Raw genomic sequence first — 17,594 nt, 5'->3', positions numbered from 1 at the left:
CAGAGGATTCCCCGATGACCGATCCCCGCTTGCCCCCGTCCCACGACGACGAATCGACGAACACCTCCGGGAACACGCGCTTCGACGCCGTGCTGCACGCGCGGCTGTCGCGCCGCCAACTGCTCGGCGGCACGCTCGGCGCCGCGGTGCTGACGCTGGCCGGCGCCGGTCTGCCGAACGCTTTCGCTGCGCCGGCCGTCCCGGGTACTGCCGCTCCCGTCCGCCGCGCCGCGCGGCTCGGCTTCGCGCCGGTCGCAAAAAGCCTCGATGATGCCGTCGTCCTGCCGGACGGCTACCGTTACAGTGTCCTGTTTCGCCTCGGCGACCCGATCGCGCCGAGCGTCGGCGAATACCTGAACAACGGCGGGGACGACCCCGAGAGCTTCGCGCTGCGCGCCGGCGACCACCACGACGGCATGCATTACTTCGGGCTCGGCGCAAACGGCCGGCACCACAAGAACGAGTCGCGGCGCGGGCTGCTGTGCATGAACCACGAAGCGATCACGCCGGAGTACCTGCACCCGCGCGGCCAGACCGTCACCAACGGCGTGCGCACCGACGCCGGCGAGGTGCTGCGCGAGTTCTACGCCCACGGCGTCGCCATCGTCGAGACGGTCAACGCGGGCGGGGAATGGCGCTACGAGCGGAACTCGCGCTTCAACCGCCGCATCCACACGCTGACCGGCATGGAGCTGGCCGGGCCGGCGGCGAAGACGCGCTACATGGTCACGAAATACGCGCCGGACGGCAGCCGAACGCGCGGCACGGTCAACAACTGCGCGAGCGGACATACGCCGTGGGGCACATACCTGACGTGCGAGGAGAACTGGGCAGGCTACTTCCGCCGCGTCGCGGCGGTCGACGACCCGCGCCGCAGCGCGAAGGAGCTCGCCGCGTTCGCGCGCTACGGCGTGCGCGGCAACGGCCGCGAGCGGTGGGCGACGGTGACGCCGGACACGCCCGACGATCTCTACGGGCGCTGGAACGCGATGAAGCTCGGCACGTCCGACGACGGCAGCGACGACTATCGCAACGCCGCGAACACCTACGGCTGGGTCGTCGAGATCGACCCGTTCGCCCCCGCGTCGACACCGAAGAAGCGCACCGCGCTCGGCCGCTTCGCGCACGAGGGGGCGTGGCTCGGGCCGGTGCGGGCCGGCGCGCCGCTCGTGTGGTACATGGGCTGCGATTCGCGCGACGAGTACATCTACAAGTACGTGTCGAACCAGCCGTGGAACCCCGCGGACGCGGATGGCGGGCTTGCCGCAGGCGACAAGTACCTCGACGACGGCCGGCTCTACGTCGCGCGCTTCGACGTCGACGGCACCGGCGAGTGGATCGAGCTGCGCTTTGGCGTCGGCAACGTCACGGCGGGGAATGCCGCGTATTCGTTCGCCGACCAGGCCGACGTCGTCGTCCACGCGCGGCTCGCCGCGGACGCCGCCGGCGCGACAAGGATGGACCGGCCCGAGTGGGCCGCGGTCAATCCGAGGAATGGCGAAGTGTACGTCGCGCTGACGAACACGAACGCGTCGGCCCGCCCGCTCGCCGAGCTCGACGCCGCGAATCCGCGTTTCTACAACGACCGCAAGACGACCGGCCAGAACCAACTCGGCAATCCCAACGGCCACATCATTCGCTTCGCCGAGGCCGGCGGCGAAGCGGGCGCGACGCGCTTCACGTGGGACGTGTTCCTGTTCGGCGCGCGCGCGACCGCGGACGCAAGCGACGTGAACATCTCCGGCCTCACCGATGCGAACGACTTTTCGAGCCCCGACGGCCTGTGGTTCAGCCCGGCGACCGGCGTGCTGTGGATCGAGACCGACGACGGCGCCTACACGGACGTCACGAACTGCATGCTGCTCGCCGCGGTCCCGGGAAGTGTCGGCGACGGCGGGCCGCGCACCATCGTCAGCAGCGACGGCGTCTCGAGCAGGGCGGTCAACACCTATGTCGGCGCGCCGCTCGGCGAGGAGAACCTGCGGCGCTTCCTCGTCGGGCCGAAGGAGTGCGAGATCACCGGGCTCGCCGAGACACCGGACGGGCGGGCGCTGTTCATCAACATCCAGCACCCGGGCGAGGCCACGCAGCCCGATTACGCGACGGCCCGCTTCGGCAGCCACTGGCCGGACGGCCACAGCGCCCGGCCGCGCTCGGCGACGATCGTGATCACGCGCGAGGACGGCGGCGAGATCGGCATCTGACGGGAAGGCCGGCTCCCCTCGAAGGGGCCGGGAAGGCGCGCGGCGCAAGCCGCGTTTTTTTCGGAAAGGCGCGCGGCGCCGGGCGGCACGCTACGGCTTCGTCGCCGCTTCCAGCTTCGCCAGCCACAGCAACGCATCGATGCGGGAGGCGCCGCACATCTCGTCGGCGGGCTTCAGGCCGGAGCAGCAGGCCGGCCGCTCCGGTTCGCCGAATATCGCGCAGAGGTTCGTCGCGCTGAGCTGGACACACCGGACCCCCGCCGCCTTGCCGTTCGGCATTCCGGGGATCGGCGACGAGATCGACGGCGCGATGCAGCAAGCGCCGCAGCCGGCCCGGCATTGCATCGCGCTCGAAGTGCTGCCGCCGGTTGTCGCCGCAGCCGGAGGCGAAACCTGCGGGACGAGCGTGGCGCCGCGGGAGTCCGGCACGCGCAGTGTCACGCCGGCCGCGCCGCGACGCGCACGGTGTCCCACCATTCGAGGATCGCCCCGACGTCGGGCGGCAGCAGCGTCGAGCCGCCGCCGGTGAAGTGTTGCCATTCCGCAAGGAAGCGCTCGCCGACCGCGGTCACGACCGGCACGCCGGAGGCGACCGCCATCGCCATCTCGGTGCGCAGCCCCGACCCGCAGGCCTCCTGCGCGCCGAACTTGTTGATGAACACCACCGACGCGCCGCGTTCGAGCGCGCAGCGCACCGCCATCGCCGCGTGCGCAAGCGCGTCCGGATCGAGCCGGCACGCTTCCGAACCGCTGCCCAGATCCTGCGACAGCGGAAACCGCTCGCCGCCCGACAGGTCTTCGAGTTCCATGCCGCACGGATCGTCGGTCGTCGTCGGGATGTCGTGCTGCAGCACGCCTCCGAGCCGCACCCCCTGCTGCGCCAGCCGCCGCGCGGCTTCGATCAGCACCGGCTCGATGTGGTCGGCGGGCGTGTAGAGGATCGCGGCGATCGGCAGGGCATCGGAGGACATGGCGGACTCGGGCTGGCGGGATGAGGGTGCGATTGTCTCATCCGCTGCGGCAGCGATGAAGGGATGGCGGGATTTTCTGTGGGTGATTGCAAGGAATTCTTCCCCGGCATAAGCAATTCAGCCTCACTGGAGCGAGGGGCGTAGCCTCCCAGAATCCAGGATGCCTGCCACGATGAAGGGCTGCCAAACCGGCGCAGCGCCGTGTTCGAGCTCATGAATGCATCCTGAAGGAGCTAGACTAAACCTTAGCTCACTCATTTGGCTCAACAGAGCCTGAGGTTCTCATGCACGTCGTCAACATCCATGAAGCCAAGACCCACCTGTCCCGCCTGCTCGAAATCGTCGAGCGTGGCGAGGAGGTGGTCATCGCGCGTGCCGGCCAGCCGGTGGCCAGGCTGGCCGCTTACCATCCGCCACGCCGCCGAATTGCCCCGCCCGGCAGCATGAAGGGGCTCGACTGGCAGATGGCGGACGATTTCGATGCGCCGGTCGATGAGCTGTTTTCCTGCCTGCAGGACGGCAGCCGCTGATCCTGCTCACCGTCGACACCAAGCTCGCGCGCTACGGCAGCACCATCCGCGTCATCTGATTTTTACAGGCCCGTCGCGATCCACTGCGCCGAGCCGGCGGGCGGCAAGCGCTGCGCTTTCCCGCGAGTGATCTCAGGCAAGACGAACGATCTGATTCAATACCGCGCACGCCTTGGCGAACAACTCGTCCGGCAGTCGTTTCATCGGGTGTGGTGCCCCTTCGCGGACGCGCCAGTCGAAGGATTTGGGTTGGTGGCAGAGGACGTAGCTCGTCTTGCCCGCTCGGCTTCCGCCCGCTTCCCCGACGGCAATAGCAAAGGGATTGTCGGCGTTGTACGCGGCGGTGGTCATCGGCAGACCTACGACCAGCGAGGTGCGCTCATTGAACGCGCGTGGCGACAGCACAAGAAAGGGATGCCGGTCGCGCATTTCGCGTCCGGCTTGCGGATTGCAGTCGATCCAGATGATGTCCTGCCGCTCGGGAGCCCACGCAGCCTTGCCGCGGGCCGCTACCAACGCTCGGCTCCGACATTCCCGCTCACCATCGCTTCGCCGCCGTGGCGCCCGGGATCGAAGCGCGCCAGACGTTGTTCGAGAGTCAGTACGTCTTCCGGCAGCGGCGTAATCACCACCCGCCCTTCCTCGACCGTGATTCGCACCGGCTGATCGGCATTGAGGTGCGCTTCGCGGGCCACTGCCGCCGGCAAACGGACGCCGAGGCTGTTGCCCCAGTGCTTGATGACGAGGATGGCTTCGGGCATGTCAGGTGGCCTCATGATGTTTATACGAAGTATAAACATCGGCCGCGGCCGCGGCAAGAAATGCCCGGGCCGCGGTCACCGCCATGAGGGCCTACACCTGCCGATACACCTCGGCCCCGCTCTTGACGAACTCGACGGCCTTAACTTCCATCCCTTTCGCGAGCGCCTCGTCTTCCTTGATGCCTTCCTGCGCGGCGAAGTCGCGCACGTCCTGCGTGATCTTCATCGAGCAGAAGTGCGGGCCGCACATCGAGCAGAAGTGCGCGACCTTCGCGGAATCCTTCGGCAGCGTCTCGTCGTGGAATTCCTTCGCCTTGTCCGGGTCGAGGCCGAGGTTGAACTGGTCTTCCCAGCGGAACTCGAAGCGCGCCTTGGAGAGCGCGTTGTCGCGAATCTGCGCGCCGGGGTGACCTTTCGCGAGGTCCGCGGCGTGGGCGGCGAGCTTGTACGTGATGATCCCTTCCTTGACGTCCTGCTTGTTCGGCAGGCCCAAGTGCTCCTTCGGCGTCACGTAACAGAGCATCGCCGTGCCGTACCAGCCGATCTGCGCGGCGCCGATGCCGCTCGTGATGTGGTCGTAGCCCGGCGCGATGTCGGTGGTGAGCGGCCCGAGCGTGTAGAACGGCGCCTCCTTGCAGTGCTCGAGCTGGAGATCCATGTTCTCCTTGATGAGATGCATCGGCACGTGCCCCGGACCTTCGATGATCGTCTGCACGTCGTGCTTCCACGCGATGTCGGTCAGTTCGCCGAGCGTCTTCAGTTCGCCCAACTGCGCGTCGTCGTTCGCATCAAAAATCGACCCCGGTCGCAGGCCGTCGCCGAGCGAGAAGGCGACGTCGTAGGCCTTCATGATGTCGCAGATGTCCTCGAAGTGCGTGTAGAGGAAACTTTCCTTGTGGTGCGCGAGACACCACTTGGCCATGATCGAGCCGCCGCGCGAGACGATGCCCGTCATGCGGTTCGCGGTCATCGGCACGTAGCGCAGCAGCACGCCGGCATGGATCGTGAAGTAGTCGACGCCCTGTTCGGCCTGCTCGACCAGCGTGTCGCGGAAGATTTCCCAGGTCAGCTCCTCGGCCTTGCCATCGACTTTTTCGAGCGCCTGATAGATCGGCACCGTGCCGATCGGCACCGGGCTGTTGCGGATGATCCACTCGCGCGTCTCGTGGATGTTCTTGCCGGTTGACAGATCCATCACCGTGTCGCCGCCCCAGCGGATCGCCCACGTCATCTTGTCGACTTCCTCGCTGATCGACGAGCCGAGCGCGGAGTTGCCGATGTTGGCGTTGATCTTCACGAGGAAGTTGCGGCCGATGATCATCGGCTCGCTTTCCGGGTGGTTGATGTTGTTCGGGATGATCGCGCGACCGCGCGCGACTTCGGAACGCACGAACTCGGGCGTGATTTCCTCGGGGATCGACGCGCCGAACGACTGGCCCGGATGCTGGCGGGTCAGGAGCTTCGCCATCTTCTCGCCGGTCGGCCCCGCAGCGCGCAGCGCTTCGACGTAGGCGCGGCGGTTCATGTTCTCGCGGATCGCAACGTATTCCATCTCGGGCGTGATGAGACCGCGGCGCGCGTAGTGCATCTGGCTGACGTTCGCGCCGGCTTTCGCGCGGCGCGGCTTGCGGTGCAGGCCGGGGAAGCGCAGCTCGTCGAGGGCCTGGTCGGCGGCGCGGCTGCGGCCGAACTCGGACGACAGGTCGGCGAGCACTTCAGTGTCGCCGCGCTCCTCGATCCACTGCTGGCGCAGCGCCGGCAAGCCGGACCGGATGTCGATTTTCGCGGCGGGATCGGTGTAGGGGCCGGAACAGTCGTAGACGAAGATCGGCGGGTTCGGCTCGGCGCCCATCGACGCGGGCGTGTCGGCCTGTGAGATTTCGCGCATCGGCACGCGGATGTCCGGGCGCGAGCCCTCGACGTGGATCTTGCGCGAGTTCGGCAGCGGCGCGACCGCGGCTTCGTCGACATGGGCTTTCGCGGCGATGAATTTTTCGCTGGCGTTCATGGTGTCTCCGTATCTGGGGGATAGTCGGGCCGCTCTATGGTGCGGCGTGTCGTTATGCGTGCTGGCGCGGCCACACGGCGTGGAAATGGTGGACCGGGCCGTGACCCTGGCCAACGGCGAGGGCGCCGGCGGACGCGATCGCGCGCAGCAGATAGTTGCGCGCGTCGCGCACCGCGGCTTCGACCGGACGCAGGCTTCCGGCATGCTGCGGCAGCAGCGCGGCAATCGCCGACGACAGCGTGCAGCCGGTGCCGTGCGTGTTCTTCGTGTCGAGGCGCGGCGACGGCAGCTCGATCATCCGGTCGCCGTCGAACAGCAGGTCGACGACTTCGTTGCCGGGCAGGTGGCCGCCCTTGAGCAGCACCCAGCGCTCGGAGGACAGCGGCAGCATGTCGCGCAGCCGCTCGGCGGCGCGGTACATCTCCTTGACCGACTCGGGCGCGCGCTGTTCGAGCAGCACGCCCGCTTCCGGGAGGTTCGGCGTGATCATGAAGCTCTGCGGCAGCAGCGCCTCGATCAACATCGCGACGGCGTTCTTCGCGAGCAGGTGATCGCCGCTTTTCGCCACCATCACCGGGTCGCAGACGACGAACGGCGCGTCGAAACGGGCGAGCCGGTCGGCGACGGTCGCGACCACCTCGGCGGTGCCGAGCATGCCGAGCTTGACTGCGGCGAGCTTGACGTCGGCGAACAGCGTGTCGATCTGCAGGCGCAGGAACGCGACCGGTGGCGTATGCACGCCGGTGACGGCCTGCGTGTTCTGCGCGGTCAGCGCGGCCACGATGCCGCAGCCGTAGGCGCCGAGCGCGGAGAAAGTCTTGATGTCGGCGAACACGCCGGCGCCGCCGCTCGGGTCGACGCCGGCGATCGACACGACGTTCGGAGGCGGGCGCGTCATGCGGGGAGTCCCGTGCGGGAGAATGGCTGGAGCGGTGGTGAACAGGTCTGCATGAAAGCGTTTCCCTACGCCGGTGCGATCCGGATCAGGTTCAAAGGGTTTTTCTCAGCGCGTGCGAAAACCGCACGGGCACCCCCAACGAGCTGCGAACGTTACCGGACGGGAGGGGGCTTCGGCAAGGATTTTTAGCGTCTCGATCGAAACCGTTCATTTCCTCATGAACCCCCGATGCGATCACCCGCCGCCGAAGCCGGCCAGCGCGGCGACGCCGAGCAGCGCGAACAATGCCGCCGCGATGCCGTGGATCAGGCGGATCGGCAACCGGTTCGCGATGCGGTCGCCGGCGACGACGGCCGGCACGTTCGCGACCATCATGCCGAACGTCGTGCCGGCGACGACCGCAGCGAAGGCGCCGTACTGCGCAGCGAGCGCGACCGTCGCGATCTGCGTCTTGTCGCCCATCTCGGCGAGGAAGAACGCGACGATCGTCGTCGCGAGCACGCCGAACTTCGGCGTCGCGAGATCCTCGTCGTCGAGCTTGTCCGGAACCAGAATCCACGCCGCCATGGCGAGGAAGGACGCGCCGAGCACCCCGCGCAGCAGGTCCGGGCCGAGCAGTGTCGTGACCCACGTGCCGACGGCGCCGGCGAACGCATGGTTCGCGACGGTCGCGATCAGGATGCCGGCGACGATCGGCCACGGGCGACGGAAGCGGGCCGCGAGCATGAAGGCGAGCAGCTGGGTCTTGTCGCCGATTTCGGCGAGCGCGACGATGCCCGAGGACATCAGGAAGGCTTCGGCAGGAAGATTCATCAGGTTCTCCGGGCCGGCTGATGACCGATGACTGCACGCCTCCCCGGCCCGAAAAATCGGAGGGCATGCAGCCAAAAGTCTCGCCAGGCCCGAAGGCTGGCCACGCCATGCCCGACGGGCAAGTCTGTTGACGTGGTCCCCGCGAATCCGCGCGGGCGGCTACTCCCTGATGACGGCGCGCATTCTACCGGTGTGATACGTTGATTGGAAGACAGACATTCAAAGCGCAATCCGGAATGGATCGGCGCCGGCTGCCCGGCCCCTTCACCCCTTCACGAATCGCAGCCGGTTGTCGCTAAAGATATCCCGATCCCGGCCGAAGACCGTAACATCTCCCGGAACTCCTTCATGACGATGAAATCCTCGCCGCCCCTCCTGCACTGCTGCCTGGTCGTCGCGCTGGCATTCGTCAGCCCCGCGGCGCTCGCCGAGCCCTGGGAGGTTGTCATCAGGGACCGCGAGCGCCAGGTGGAGATCGACCGCTCCAGCGTCATGGCGTCGGATGCCGGCAGCAAGGTCGCGTGGGGACGGATCGTGCTGTCGCCGGAACGGGCCGCGTTGGAAGGATATGCCGTGGTGAAGGCGCTGAACCGCTTCGATTGCCACAACCGCAGGTTCCATACGGTCAAGCGCGTCTATCTCGATGCGCGCCAGTTCGTGCTGCGCGAAGAAGCTGTGCTCGACCAGCGGCCGATATCCGCGGCGCGCAACAGCGTCGATGAGCGCTTGTGGCAGGAGGTCTGCCGGCCCGCGTCGGCGAGCGACCTGCAAAAAGCTGCACACGACGCCGTCGCCTCGGCAGCGGCAGTCATCGATGATTCCGCGATCGGCCCGCCGGTCAGGCTCCCGGCGGTTGCGACCCAGGCGCCCCCGGTGCCGCCACCGAAGGCGTCGCCCCGAACGGCGCCTTCTGCCGCCGCTTCGACTGCACCGCGGCCGGAGGCGAAGCCAGAACCGAAGCCCGAGCCGAAACCCGAGCCGAAACCCGAGCCGAAACTCGAGCCGAAACCCGGGCCGAAACCCGAGCTCAAGTTGCGTGCGGCGCAGGCTTCCCGGTCGCCGATCCCCAAGTCCGCGCCGGCCCCCTGGGTTCCCTTCGTGAGCGATGCCGCCTGGAGCTACGAAGGTGCGACGGGCCCGGAGCACTGGGGCAGGCTGCGGCCGGACTGGTCGCTGTGTGCCGAAGGCAGGCGCCAGTCGCCGATCGAGCTGGGCGGCGGGGTCGTCGTCGATCTCGAGGCGCTGCGCTTCGATTACCGGGAGACGCAGTTTCGCATCACCGACACGGGGCGCACGCTCGAGGTGCGGGTCGGCGAAGGCATGGGGGTCGAGATCCGCGGCCAGCGCTATGAACTCGAGCATCTCGAGTTCCACCGGCCGTCGCTGGCGCGGGTGGGCGGGCAGGCCTCCGACATGGCGGTGCATTTCCATCATCGCGATGCGGCCGGACGGATAGCGGTCGTCGCGGTGCTGCTCGAGGGCGCTTCCGGCGGACATCCGCTGATCCAGAGTCTGTGGAACAGCCTGCCGCTGGAGCGCGGCAGCAGCTACGCGCCGGCGTCGCCGATCGACCTCGCCAGCCTCGTGCCGGTCAGTCCCGCCCACTACCTGTATGTCGGATCGCTGGTCACGCCGCCCTGTACCGAAGGCGTCGTGTGGGCGGTCATGAAGGAGCCGGTGAAGATATCGGCGGAGCAGGTGCGCGTCTTTGCGCGTCTCTATCCGCGCAACGGGCGGCCGATCCAGCCGCTCAACGGCCGCCTGGTTCTCGAGTCGCGCTGAGGCGGATCTGCGGCGGGCAGCCCCTTCGCCGCGGGCGCTGCCCCTCGATGGCGGACCCGGGTTTTCCCGTGGGCCGCGGGGGCGCATATCATGACCTCCCGCCGCCTCCGCTCCGCTCGTGAGCGGATCGCAGTGACGGCGGAGGGCGGATGCCGGACATCGGGGCAAGGAGGGTTCATGTTCGAGGGGATGGTAGCGGGGGCCCGCAGGGTCGGAATCCCTGCCCCGGCGGGTTTGGCGGCGACCGGGCAACGACTTCGGGAGCGGCGCGCGCCGCACGATCCGCTGCGCCTCGAGGCGCAATGGGATGGCCAACGTGTCACGGCGCCGGCCATCCTCGATTTTGATTCGCGTACGCCGGATACACGGCAGCTCGCCGGCTGCACGGTCGGGGAGGCGCTGGCGCGGCTCCCCGGGCTGTGCGCAGCGGCCCCTCGTGCGCAGACGATCGTCGCGATGGCGGCATTCGTCGCCGCCGGTGCGGAAGGGGCGGCGCGCGGCGAAGCACGGGACGAGGAGCGCACAGTCGCAGCGGAAACCGCGCAGGAGCATCTGTCGCGGCTGATGCTCGACTGGCCGGTGTTGTTTGGCCACGAGCCGCGCCGGGAGCGGTTTGCCGTGTTGCACCACGGGCTCGCGCAGATCGGCGGCGGGCGGGCAGCCTACGAGCTCGGCGGCGATCTGCTCGACCTGGTCGCGGTCGAACTGCTCGGCGGCTTCTTCCGCGCGACGCGCGAGCCGACGGCGTTGCGCGAGTTCGTCGAACGCGCCCGGCAGGGCGGCACGATCGGCGAGGCGCTCGCCGACCTGATCGAAATCGGCACCTCGACCTCCGAGCACGGCGCCGTGCCGCTGCTGCCGCCGCTGTCGGCGCAGGCCTGGGGCGAGACGCTCGGAGGCGTGCCTTCGCCGCAGTTCTGTCGCACGCCGTCGCTGCACGGGCAAGCGCATGAAACCGGCGTGCTCGCGCGCCATGCGGGTTCGATGCTGGTGCGCATCCTGCTGACGAAAGGCCACCGCATCGCGGCGCGGCTGTTTGCGCGTGTCATCGATCTGGCAGATTGCGCGAGCCGCCTGCGTCACCCGCTCGCGGACGACATGCCGGCGCTGCTCGACGCGGCGCCGCTTGGCGACCGGGCCGGACTCGCGTGGGTCGAAACCGCAGGCGGCCTGGTGCTGCACGCGGTGCGGCTCGACGGCGGACGCGTCGCCGAGTACTCGATCATCGGGCCGACGCAGTGGAATTTCCACCCGGAAGGCCCGTTCATGACCGAAGGTTCGGGCTGGAGCGCGGCGTCGCTGGAGGCGGCGCGGCTGCGCTTCGCGGCGCTCGTGCTGTCGCTCGATCCGGGCCAGGACTTCGAGGTCGTGCTGAAACCTGCCCAGGCGTGACTCCCGCCCGCAGTTTCATCGTCACGCGGGCGGCGTGGGGGCGGGCGGGGGCCGGCCTTCGAGGTCGGAAACCTTTTCCTCCACCACCTCCGTATGCACCAGTACCGCTGAATGGCGCGGCCGGATCGGCAGTCCGCGGGATTCCCGATGCGCGCGCGTGAACGCCGCGCCGAACAGCAGGATCAGCGACGAATAGTTCACCCACAACAACAACAGCACCAGCGAGCCCGCGGCGCCGTAAGTCGAAGCGGGCGCCGTCTTCGCCAGGTAGAGCGCGATCAGCGACCGGCCGAACGTGAACAGCGCCGCCGTGACGAAGGCGCCGAGCGCGACGTCCTTCCAGCGCAGGATCACGTCCGGCAGCACGCGGAAGATCGTCCCGAACAGCAGCGTGACGACCGTCAGCGACACCACTGTCTCGACGCCCGCCAGCAACGGCGCCGGCACCGGGAGCCAATCGCTCGCGAAGGCGATGATCGAGTTCAGGATCACGCTCAGCAGCAGCGATACCAGCAGCACGAAGCCGATCGCCAGCACCACCATCAGCGACAGCAGGCGCGCCTTGACGAGCAGGAAGACGCTGCTGCGCGAGGGTTTCGCCATCACCCCCCAGATCGCGTTCAGTGAGCGCTGCATCTGCGCGAACACGGTGGTCGCGCCGAACAGCATCGCGCCGATACCCACGAGCGTCGGCAGCAGGCCGCTGGCTTCGATGCGGCTGCTCGCGACCGCGGTCTGCACCGCTTCGGCCGCCTCGGGGCCGATCGCCTGTTCGAGCTGCGCGGCGATCTGGCCGCGCGCCGCGTCCTCGCCGAGCACCGCGCCGACGATGCTGACGACGATGATGACGACCGGCGCAACCGAGAACACGGTGAAGAACGCGAGCGCCGCGGCGTGGATGAACGCGTCGCTGTCGAGCCAGTAATTCACCGTGCTGCGCAGCACGCCGAACCAGTAGCCGAATACTTTCCTCATGAACAGCCCCTCGCGCCGGGAATCCGTGCGGCCAAGCATTTTGCGCTCCGGGCCCCGCTTCCACCGTCCTCCACCCTCTTTTTTCCCGTGCCGGCAGCCGCGATGCGGGTCGGGACAGGAATGACGATTGCTGCGGACGCGCGTGACGCCGGTCGCCGCCGGGCGATGCCGTCGCCGAGATATATACCGGGAATCGAAGGAGCCACCCGATGAAAGCGCTTTGCTGGCATGGCAAGAAGGACGTTCGCTGCGACACCGTTCCCGACCCCCGCATCGAGGATCCGCGCGATGCGATCGTGAAGGTGACAAGCTGCGCGATCTGCGGTTCGGACCTTCATCTCTACGACGGTTTCATGATGGGCATGGAGTCCGGCGACATCCTCGGCCACGAGTTCATGGGCGAAGTCGTCGAAGTCGGGGCGGCGGACCATCGCCTCAAGGTCGGTGACCGCGTCGTCGTGCCATTCACGATCTGCTGCGGCGAATGCGAACAGTGCTGCCGCGGCAACTTTTCCGTCTGCGAACGCAGCAACCGCAACAAGGCGCTCGCCGACAAGACATTCGGACATTCGACCGCGGGGCTTTTCGGTTACACGCACCTGACCGGCGGTTATGCCGGCGGGCAGGCCGAGTACGTGCGTGTGCCGTACGCCGACGTCGCGCCGGTGAAGATCACGAGCGGACTTTCCGACGACCAGGTGCTGTTCCTCGGCGACATCCTGCCGACCGGCTGGCAGGCAGCGGTGCAGTGCGACATCCAGCCGACCGACACGGTCGCGATCTGGGGCGCGGGGCCGGTGGGGCAGTTCGCGGTCCGCAGCGCCGTGCTGCTCGGCGCGAAGCAGGTCATCGCGATCGACCGCGTCCCCGAACGCCTCGGCATGGCGCAGGCCGGGGGGGCGACGACGATCAACTGCGAGGACGAGAGCGTCGTCGAGCGGCTCAACGAGCTGACCGGCGGCAAGGGGCCGGAGAAGTGCATCGACGCGGTCGGCATGGAAGCCCACGCAACGCAGTCGCTCGACTCGCTGTACGACCGCGCGAAGCAGGCGATCATGCTCGAAACCGACCGGCCGCATGTGCTGCGCGAGATGATCTACGTGTGCCGCCCGGCGGGCACGCTGTCGGTGCCGGGCGTGTACGGCGGGCTCATCGACAAGCTGCCGTTCGGCGCGCTGATGAACAAGGGGCTGACGCTGCGCACCGGCCAGACCCATGTCAACCGCTGGACCAGCGACCTGCTGCGCCGCATCGAGGAAGGACAGATCGACCCGGCCTTCGTCGTCACGCACGTTGCCGCGCTCGAGGACGGGCCGGAAATGTACAAGACGTTTCGCGACAAGAAGGACGGCTGCATCAAGGTCGTCCTGAAGCCCTGAGGAGATGAGCGATGAGTGCGACTGCCTTCACGAGGACTGCGACCCGTCACCGCCGCACCCGTGCCGCCGCCCGCGGCCTCGGCTGGTTCAGCATCGGGCTCGGCGTCGCGCAGGTGCTGATGCCGCGCCTCGTGGCCGGCGTGACCGGGATGCGCGGCAGCGAGCGCTTTGTCCGCGCGTGCGGCGTGCGCGAGATCGTCACCGGCATCGGCATCCTGGCCGCACGTCGGCCGGGACCGTGGATGTGGGTGCGCGTCGCCGGCGACGCGTTCGATTTCGCGGCGCTCGGCAACGCACGCAATGCCCGCCGGCCCGCCTCGCGGGCGCTGCTTGCCGGGGTGGCCGCGGTCGCCGCGCTCGACGCAGGCTGCGCGAACGCACTGGACCGCATCGAGCGGCGGGGGCGGCCTCCGGCGCGCGACTATCACGACCGGCGCGGTCTGCCGCTGCCGCCGGTGGCAATGCGCGGCGCGGCACGCAAGGACTTCGAGATGCCGCCCGACATGGCGACGCCGGCGCTGCTTGCGCCGTGGCCGCCGGTGGCCCTGCGTCCGTAAACGCACGATGTGAACGACGAAGGCCGCGGCTGTTGGAAGCCCGCGGCCCTCGTGGTGCTGCGGCGGCCGGGAAATCGTCGCTGCGGGCGGTCAGGCGTGATGATGACCGCGCTCGAACACCTTCTTGAGGAGGTACGCGCCCGCTACCGCCGCCCCCGTCGTCATTACCAGCGTGCCGGTGTGCATCGTGCGCACGCCGTTCATCGCGATCTCGCCGGCATGCGGGGCGGACAGTTCGAGCCGGCGCTTCATCATCTCCGCGCCGAGTTCCGCGAGCCGGTTGCCGAGCAGGCGTTCCGCCTTCGGCAGCATGATGGTCTCTTCCTCGGCCGCGTGATGCAGCACGTCGCGCATCAGGCTCATGAAAGTCTCGTCGTATTGCGGGTCGCTCGGCTCCATGCCGCGCAGTTGCGCGATCAGGCGCCGCATTTCCTCGTGCTCGCTGACGGATTTGTCGACCGTCGCGCTTTCGGCCATCGCCTGCCGCATCGCCGGGTAAAAGATTTCTTCCTCGAGCTGGGCGTGGATCTCGAGCGACAGGCATGCGCTGTTCACGAGCGCCTTCTTCGTCTGCGGCGAGGTGTCGGTCTCGTACTGATGGAAGACCGACAGCACGTGCGAGTGGTCGGTGCGGATCATGTGCGTCGCACTCGGAGAGAGTTTGCGCATCAGCGGGTTCATGGACTGGCCTCCATCAAAAGTTAGGACTGCAGTCGACCCTAGCAAGCGCCGTTCCCGCGCTGGGCGGGCGCTGGAGGGGTGAGCGGCGAGGGGGCGGGTGCGATCGGGGGTGGAATGCGAGCGTGCTCCCTCCTGGCCCTGGCGCGGCGCCGCGGGGTAAGTCTTACAGGGGTTTGTAGATATCGGTACGGACGCGTCATGCGCCGGCTTCCCGTAACACGCTCGGGGGTGAGGCTCTCACCGCACGGTGATCGTGATCTTCCTCGAATATACGGGCGGGTTGTGCGGTATGTGCTTGTCGTCGCCCATCAGCAACTGCAGGGTGTGCCTGCCCGGAGGCAGTTCCAGTGTCGTTTCCGTTTCCCCCGCACCGAAATGCAGGTGGTTGCGGTCGGAGGGGATTTCCTGGTCCGGCGACGGCAGATCGGTGTCGATCAGCAGGTGATGGTGGCCCGTGTTCGGAAAGCTGACGTCCTTCGGTGCGACGCCCATGTTGCGCAGTCCGAACCACACTTTGAACGGCCGTCCGGCGGGCAGGACCTGGCCATCGGTGGGCCAGCCGATGTAAAGATAGGCATTGGGCGGCGCAGCGGTGCTGCCGGCGAGGGCGCCCTCGGCGAGCAGCAGGAACGCGGTGGCGGCGGCGATGAACAGCTTGTGCATGAGCTTGTGCATGGATCGGCTCCCGGTCTTGTCGGAAGATCAAACTGGAACTCCGGACGTCACCCGGTCAGGGCACCGTGATCGATATCTTCTTCGAATATACGGGGGGGTCGTGCGGCTCGTGGTTGTGATCGCCCATCAGCAGCTGCAGCGTGTGCTTGCCGGGCGGAAGCTCGAGGCGCGCCTCGGTTTCGCCGGCGCCGAAATGCAGATGATTCCGGTCCAGCGGAATCTGGCCGTCGGCGGAGATTTCGGTATCGATGAGCAGGTGATGATGGCCCACGTTGGGCAGTTCGACGCCTTTCGGGCACACGCCCATGTTGCGCAGCCCCATGCGTACCCACAGCTTGCCGCCACTGATGACGGCGCCGTCCGGCGGCCAGATGATGTAGGCCTCGGCATCTTTCGGCGAGGGTGTTCCCGCCGCGGAGGCAGGCGCGGGCCCGATTGTCATGACGACTGTTGCTATCGAGGCAAGAATGATTTCCCTGGACATGTCGGGCATCCTCCCCAGGAAGCATGCGGGGTAAACGTCGGGTAAACGCGGAGCGAACGCTCGTCGCGTTCGCTCCGACCAACCTGATCGCCACCTAAGATTAGGACGGAAGTTGGCCGAAAGATACATATAATGAATCGGGACATGGCCGCTTCCGGGCCCGGTGCGGGGCCGGAAATCCGGTCGGTGATGGCCGGAAATATGTCCTGCTCCGTGCGGCGCATTCCCGTGCGAAGCGTATTGAATCCAGCTCCCGGAGCGGCGTTGCGGGAGCTGCACCTCCACTACGGGACAAGCGGGGTCTGTACGTGTGGCGAGAACTTCTGATCGTCGGGGTGTTCGGGGCGTTCGCATCCGGATTTGCCCAGGGCGCGACCGGCGTCGGCACGGGGCAGTGGAGCACACATGCGGCGCCCACCCTGCTTGCCGGAATCCTCCCCAAGGACAGCGCGGAGCAGTACGAGCTGACGTTCTGGGAGTCGATCAAGGACAGCGAACATGCGAGCGACTACGAGGCGTACCTGAAGGCGTACCCGAACGGACGTTTCGCACCGCTCGCCCGCGCCCGCATCGAGCGGCTGCGCGCGGCGGCGCCAAAGGTCGAGCCACCGGCCCCCGCGCGATACCGCCCGCCTCGAGCGCGCGCGGCCCGCGCCGGCTGCTCCGCCGCGCCGGAACGACCGCGCGCAGCCCTGCCCCCGCCCTGCCCCTGCAGCGCCGGCGCCGGAAACCCTCCGGCCGCAGCGGCGCCTGTGGCCGAGATCAAGGATTGCCCCGCCTGCCCGGTGATGGTCGGACTGCCCGGCGGCGAGTTCGTCATGGGAAGCAACACCGACGATCCGTCGGAAAGACCCGCGCATCGTGTCTCGATCGCGCGGCCATTCGCGATCGGCAAGTATGAGGTCACGAACGAGCAATGGGACGCCTGCGTCGCCGCCAGTGCGTGTCCGCAACTGGCGAGGGAGGAGGGCGCAGCGAAGAACGCCCCGGTGCGCGACCTGCACTGGGACGATGCCCGGGTTTATGCGAAGTGGTTGAGCAGTGTCACCGGCAAGACCTACCGGTTGCCGACCGAGGCGGAGTGGGAATACGCGCTCCGCGGCGGCACGACGACGCGATACTGGTGGGGCAACCAGATGGTCGGCGGCAACGCGAACTGCAAGGGATGCGGCGACCCGTGGCGTGAGGGCGGCCCGGCGAATGCCGGCTCGTTCCGCGCCAATCCGTACGGCCTGCACGACATGAACGGAAGCGTCTGGGAATGGGTCAGCGACTGCTGGCACAACTCCTACAAGGGGGCGCCGGCCGACGGGCGTTCGTGGGACGAACCGGATTGCCGCGTGCGCGTGATACGCGGCGGCTCATGGCGCGAAGGGGCCGATTACATGCTGTCGTCGACCCGCTTCAAGTACGGTGTCAGCGTGCGCCACTCGCAGAACGGGTTCCGCGTCGCGCGCGACATCGAATAGCCAAATGGCGATCCG

General features: G+C 68.0%; 18 protein-coding genes and 2 riboswitches. Of the genes, 7 read left to right on the top strand and 11 right to left on the bottom strand.

Translation table 11 applies throughout. The features are described from left to right. The first annotated feature begins 14 nt into the window (after positions 1–14). Complete coding sequence (locus GO606_RS21410) at positions 15–2,204, top strand: PhoX family protein (RefSeq protein ID WP_169119787.1); 2,190 nt, start codon at positions 15–17, stop codon at positions 2,202–2,204. A gap of 90 nt (positions 2,205–2,294) precedes the next feature. Here the strand turns inward: GO606_RS21410 and GO606_RS21405 are convergent, their stop codons facing one another. Then, positions 2,295–2,549, bottom strand: coding sequence for a YkgJ family cysteine cluster protein (locus GO606_RS21405; protein ID WP_169119799.1), 255 nt, complete (start codon positions 2,547–2,549; stop codon positions 2,295–2,297). A 92-nt stretch (positions 2,550–2,641) separates the two neighbouring features. After that, positions 2,642–3,175 (bottom strand): DUF2478 domain-containing protein, encoded by a 534-nt coding sequence (locus tag GO606_RS21400; protein ID WP_169119788.1) that lies wholly within the window; start codon positions 3,173–3,175, stop codon positions 2,642–2,644. 284 nt (positions 3,176–3,459) lie between these two features. Between GO606_RS21400 and GO606_RS21395 the strand changes: the two genes are divergently transcribed. Continuing rightward, the gene (locus GO606_RS21395; protein ID WP_169119789.1) at positions 3,460–3,705 is read left to right on the top strand and encodes a type II toxin-antitoxin system Phd/YefM family antitoxin; all 246 of its coding nucleotides are present in this window, start codon (positions 3,460–3,462) and stop codon (positions 3,703–3,705) included. Between the two features lie 132 nt (positions 3,706–3,837). Here GO606_RS21395 and GO606_RS21390 read toward each other — a convergent pair whose 3' ends face one another. From GO606_RS21390 to GO606_RS21370, 5 genes are all read right to left on the bottom strand, one after another. Continuing rightward, positions 3,838–4,221: a type II toxin-antitoxin system PemK/MazF family toxin gene (locus tag GO606_RS21390; RefSeq protein ID WP_169119790.1), complete on the bottom strand. Its 384-nt coding sequence runs from the start codon at positions 4,219–4,221 to the stop codon at positions 3,838–3,840. Continuing rightward, positions 4,215–4,466 (bottom strand): AbrB/MazE/SpoVT family DNA-binding domain-containing protein, encoded by a 252-nt coding sequence (locus GO606_RS21385; protein WP_169119791.1) that lies wholly within the window; start codon positions 4,464–4,466, stop codon positions 4,215–4,217. The genes GO606_RS21390 and GO606_RS21385 overlap by 7 nt, the downstream gene beginning before the upstream one ends. A gap of 91 nt (positions 4,467–4,557) precedes the next feature. Next, positions 4,558–6,474, bottom strand: a complete 1,917-nt coding sequence (gene thiC, locus GO606_RS21380) for a phosphomethylpyrimidine synthase ThiC (protein WP_169119792.1) — start codon at positions 6,472–6,474, stop codon at positions 4,558–4,560. Positions 6,475–6,526: 52 nt separating this feature from the next. Further along, positions 6,527–7,372: a bifunctional hydroxymethylpyrimidine kinase/phosphomethylpyrimidine kinase gene (gene thiD, locus GO606_RS21375; RefSeq protein WP_169119793.1), complete on the bottom strand. Its 846-nt coding sequence runs from the start codon at positions 7,370–7,372 to the stop codon at positions 6,527–6,529. Positions 7,373–7,417: 45 nt separating this feature from the next. Beyond that, positions 7,418–7,519, bottom strand: a riboswitch (TPP riboswitch). 87 nt (positions 7,520–7,606) lie between these two features. Continuing rightward, entirely contained in the window at positions 7,607–8,185 is a 579-nt protein-coding gene (locus tag GO606_RS21370) for a TMEM165/GDT1 family protein (RefSeq protein ID WP_169119794.1), read from the bottom strand. A gap of 5 nt (positions 8,186–8,190) precedes the next feature. Continuing rightward, positions 8,191–8,365: riboswitch (yybP-ykoY riboswitch) on the bottom strand. Between the two features lie 168 nt (positions 8,366–8,533). Here GO606_RS21370 and GO606_RS21365 point away from each other — a divergent pair. After that, the gene (locus tag GO606_RS21365) at positions 8,534–9,967 is read left to right on the top strand and encodes a carbonic anhydrase (protein ID WP_246979833.1); all 1,434 of its coding nucleotides are present in this window, start codon (positions 8,534–8,536) and stop codon (positions 9,965–9,967) included. 177 nt (positions 9,968–10,144) lie between these two features. Next, entirely contained in the window at positions 10,145–11,359 is a 1,215-nt protein-coding gene (locus GO606_RS21360) for a hypothetical protein (RefSeq protein WP_169119795.1), read from the top strand. Between the two features lie 21 nt (positions 11,360–11,380). Here the strand turns inward: GO606_RS21360 and GO606_RS21355 are convergent, their stop codons facing one another. Beyond that, the gene (locus GO606_RS21355; protein WP_169119801.1) at positions 11,381–12,334 is read right to left on the bottom strand and encodes a YihY/virulence factor BrkB family protein; all 954 of its coding nucleotides are present in this window, start codon (positions 12,332–12,334) and stop codon (positions 11,381–11,383) included. A 209-nt stretch (positions 12,335–12,543) separates the two neighbouring features. Between GO606_RS21355 and GO606_RS21350 the strand changes: the two genes are divergently transcribed. Both GO606_RS21350 and GO606_RS21345 read left to right on the top strand, forming a co-directional pair. Beyond that, a complete protein-coding gene (locus tag GO606_RS21350) occupies positions 12,544–13,713 on the top strand; it encodes a zinc-dependent alcohol dehydrogenase (protein WP_169119796.1) in 1,170 nt (389 codons plus the stop codon). A gap of 11 nt (positions 13,714–13,724) precedes the next feature. Further along, on the top strand, positions 13,725–14,270 hold the full coding sequence (locus tag GO606_RS21345) for a hypothetical protein (RefSeq protein WP_169119797.1): 546 nt from the start codon (positions 13,725–13,727) through the stop codon (positions 14,268–14,270). Between the two features lie 90 nt (positions 14,271–14,360). Here the strand turns inward: GO606_RS21345 and GO606_RS21340 are convergent, their stop codons facing one another. The 3 genes from GO606_RS21340 to GO606_RS21330 form a co-directional block, all read right to left on the bottom strand. Then, positions 14,361–14,951 carry a hemerythrin domain-containing protein gene (locus tag GO606_RS21340; RefSeq protein ID WP_169119798.1) on the bottom strand — a complete coding sequence of 197 codons (591 nt, stop codon included), beginning with the start codon at positions 14,949–14,951 and terminating at the stop codon, positions 14,361–14,363. Positions 14,952–15,188: 237 nt separating this feature from the next. Continuing rightward, a complete protein-coding gene (locus GO606_RS21335) occupies positions 15,189–15,626 on the bottom strand; it encodes a DUF4399 domain-containing protein (protein WP_211166863.1) in 438 nt (145 codons plus the stop codon). A gap of 55 nt (positions 15,627–15,681) precedes the next feature. After that, positions 15,682–16,110, bottom strand: a complete 429-nt coding sequence (locus tag GO606_RS21330) for a DUF4399 domain-containing protein (RefSeq protein WP_169120907.1) — start codon at positions 16,108–16,110, stop codon at positions 15,682–15,684. 308 nt (positions 16,111–16,418) lie between these two features. On the opposite strand from GO606_RS21330, the gene GO606_RS21325 reads away from it, so the two are divergent. After that, a complete protein-coding gene (locus GO606_RS21325) occupies positions 16,419–17,579 on the top strand; it encodes a formylglycine-generating enzyme family protein (protein ID WP_246979830.1) in 1,161 nt (386 codons plus the stop codon). Positions 17,580–17,594 lie beyond the last annotated feature (15 nt).

The sequence above is a fragment of the Aromatoleum anaerobium genome (genome assembly GCF_012910705.2).
GTDB lineage: Bacteria > Pseudomonadota > Gammaproteobacteria > Burkholderiales > Rhodocyclaceae > Aromatoleum > Aromatoleum anaerobium.
Note: the sequence above shows the minus strand (reverse complement) of the source record. Positions and strands in the feature narration are given on the sequence as shown.

What these genes read in the sequence shown, in the direction of transcription:
- GO606_RS21385 (WP_169119791.1), bottom strand. Translation starts at nt 4,466, where the DNA reads ATGCCCGAAGCCATCCTCGTCATCAAGCACTGGGGCAACAGCCTCGGC.
- GO606_RS21345 (WP_169119797.1), top strand. Translation starts at nt 13,725, where the DNA reads ATGAGTGCGACTGCCTTCACGAGGACTGCGACCCGTCACCGCCGCACC.
- GO606_RS21330 (WP_169120907.1), bottom strand. Translation starts at nt 16,110, where the DNA reads ATGTCCAGGGAAATCATTCTTGCCTCGATAGCAACAGTCGTCATGACA.
- GO606_RS21360 (WP_169119795.1), top strand. Translation starts at nt 10,145, where the DNA reads ATGTTCGAGGGGATGGTAGCGGGGGCCCGCAGGGTCGGAATCCCTGCC.
- GO606_RS21340 (WP_169119798.1), bottom strand. Translation starts at nt 14,951, where the DNA reads ATGAACCCGCTGATGCGCAAACTCTCTCCGAGTGCGACGCACATGATC.
- GO606_RS21365 (WP_246979833.1), top strand. Translation starts at nt 8,534, where the DNA reads ATGACGATGAAATCCTCGCCGCCCCTCCTGCACTGCTGCCTGGTCGTC.
- GO606_RS21370 (WP_169119794.1), bottom strand. Translation starts at nt 8,185, where the DNA reads ATGAATCTTCCTGCCGAAGCCTTCCTGATGTCCTCGGGCATCGTCGCG.
- GO606_RS21395 (WP_169119789.1), top strand. Translation starts at nt 3,460, where the DNA reads ATGCACGTCGTCAACATCCATGAAGCCAAGACCCACCTGTCCCGCCTG.
- GO606_RS21355 (WP_169119801.1), bottom strand. Translation starts at nt 12,334, where the DNA reads ATGAGGAAAGTATTCGGCTACTGGTTCGGCGTGCTGCGCAGCACGGTG.
- GO606_RS21335 (WP_211166863.1), bottom strand. Translation starts at nt 15,626, where the DNA reads ATGCACAAGCTCATGCACAAGCTGTTCATCGCCGCCGCCACCGCGTTC.
- thiC (WP_169119792.1), bottom strand. Translation starts at nt 6,474, where the DNA reads ATGAACGCCAGCGAAAAATTCATCGCCGCGAAAGCCCATGTCGACGAA.
- thiD (WP_169119793.1), bottom strand. Translation starts at nt 7,372, where the DNA reads ATGACGCGCCCGCCTCCGAACGTCGTGTCGATCGCCGGCGTCGACCCG.
- GO606_RS21400 (WP_169119788.1), bottom strand. Translation starts at nt 3,175, where the DNA reads ATGTCCTCCGATGCCCTGCCGATCGCCGCGATCCTCTACACGCCCGCC.
- GO606_RS21350 (WP_169119796.1), top strand. Translation starts at nt 12,544, where the DNA reads ATGAAAGCGCTTTGCTGGCATGGCAAGAAGGACGTTCGCTGCGACACC.
- GO606_RS21410 (WP_169119787.1), top strand. Translation starts at nt 15, where the DNA reads ATGACCGATCCCCGCTTGCCCCCGTCCCACGACGACGAATCGACGAAC.
- GO606_RS21405 (WP_169119799.1), bottom strand. Translation starts at nt 2,549, where the DNA reads ATGCAATGCCGGGCCGGCTGCGGCGCTTGCTGCATCGCGCCGTCGATC.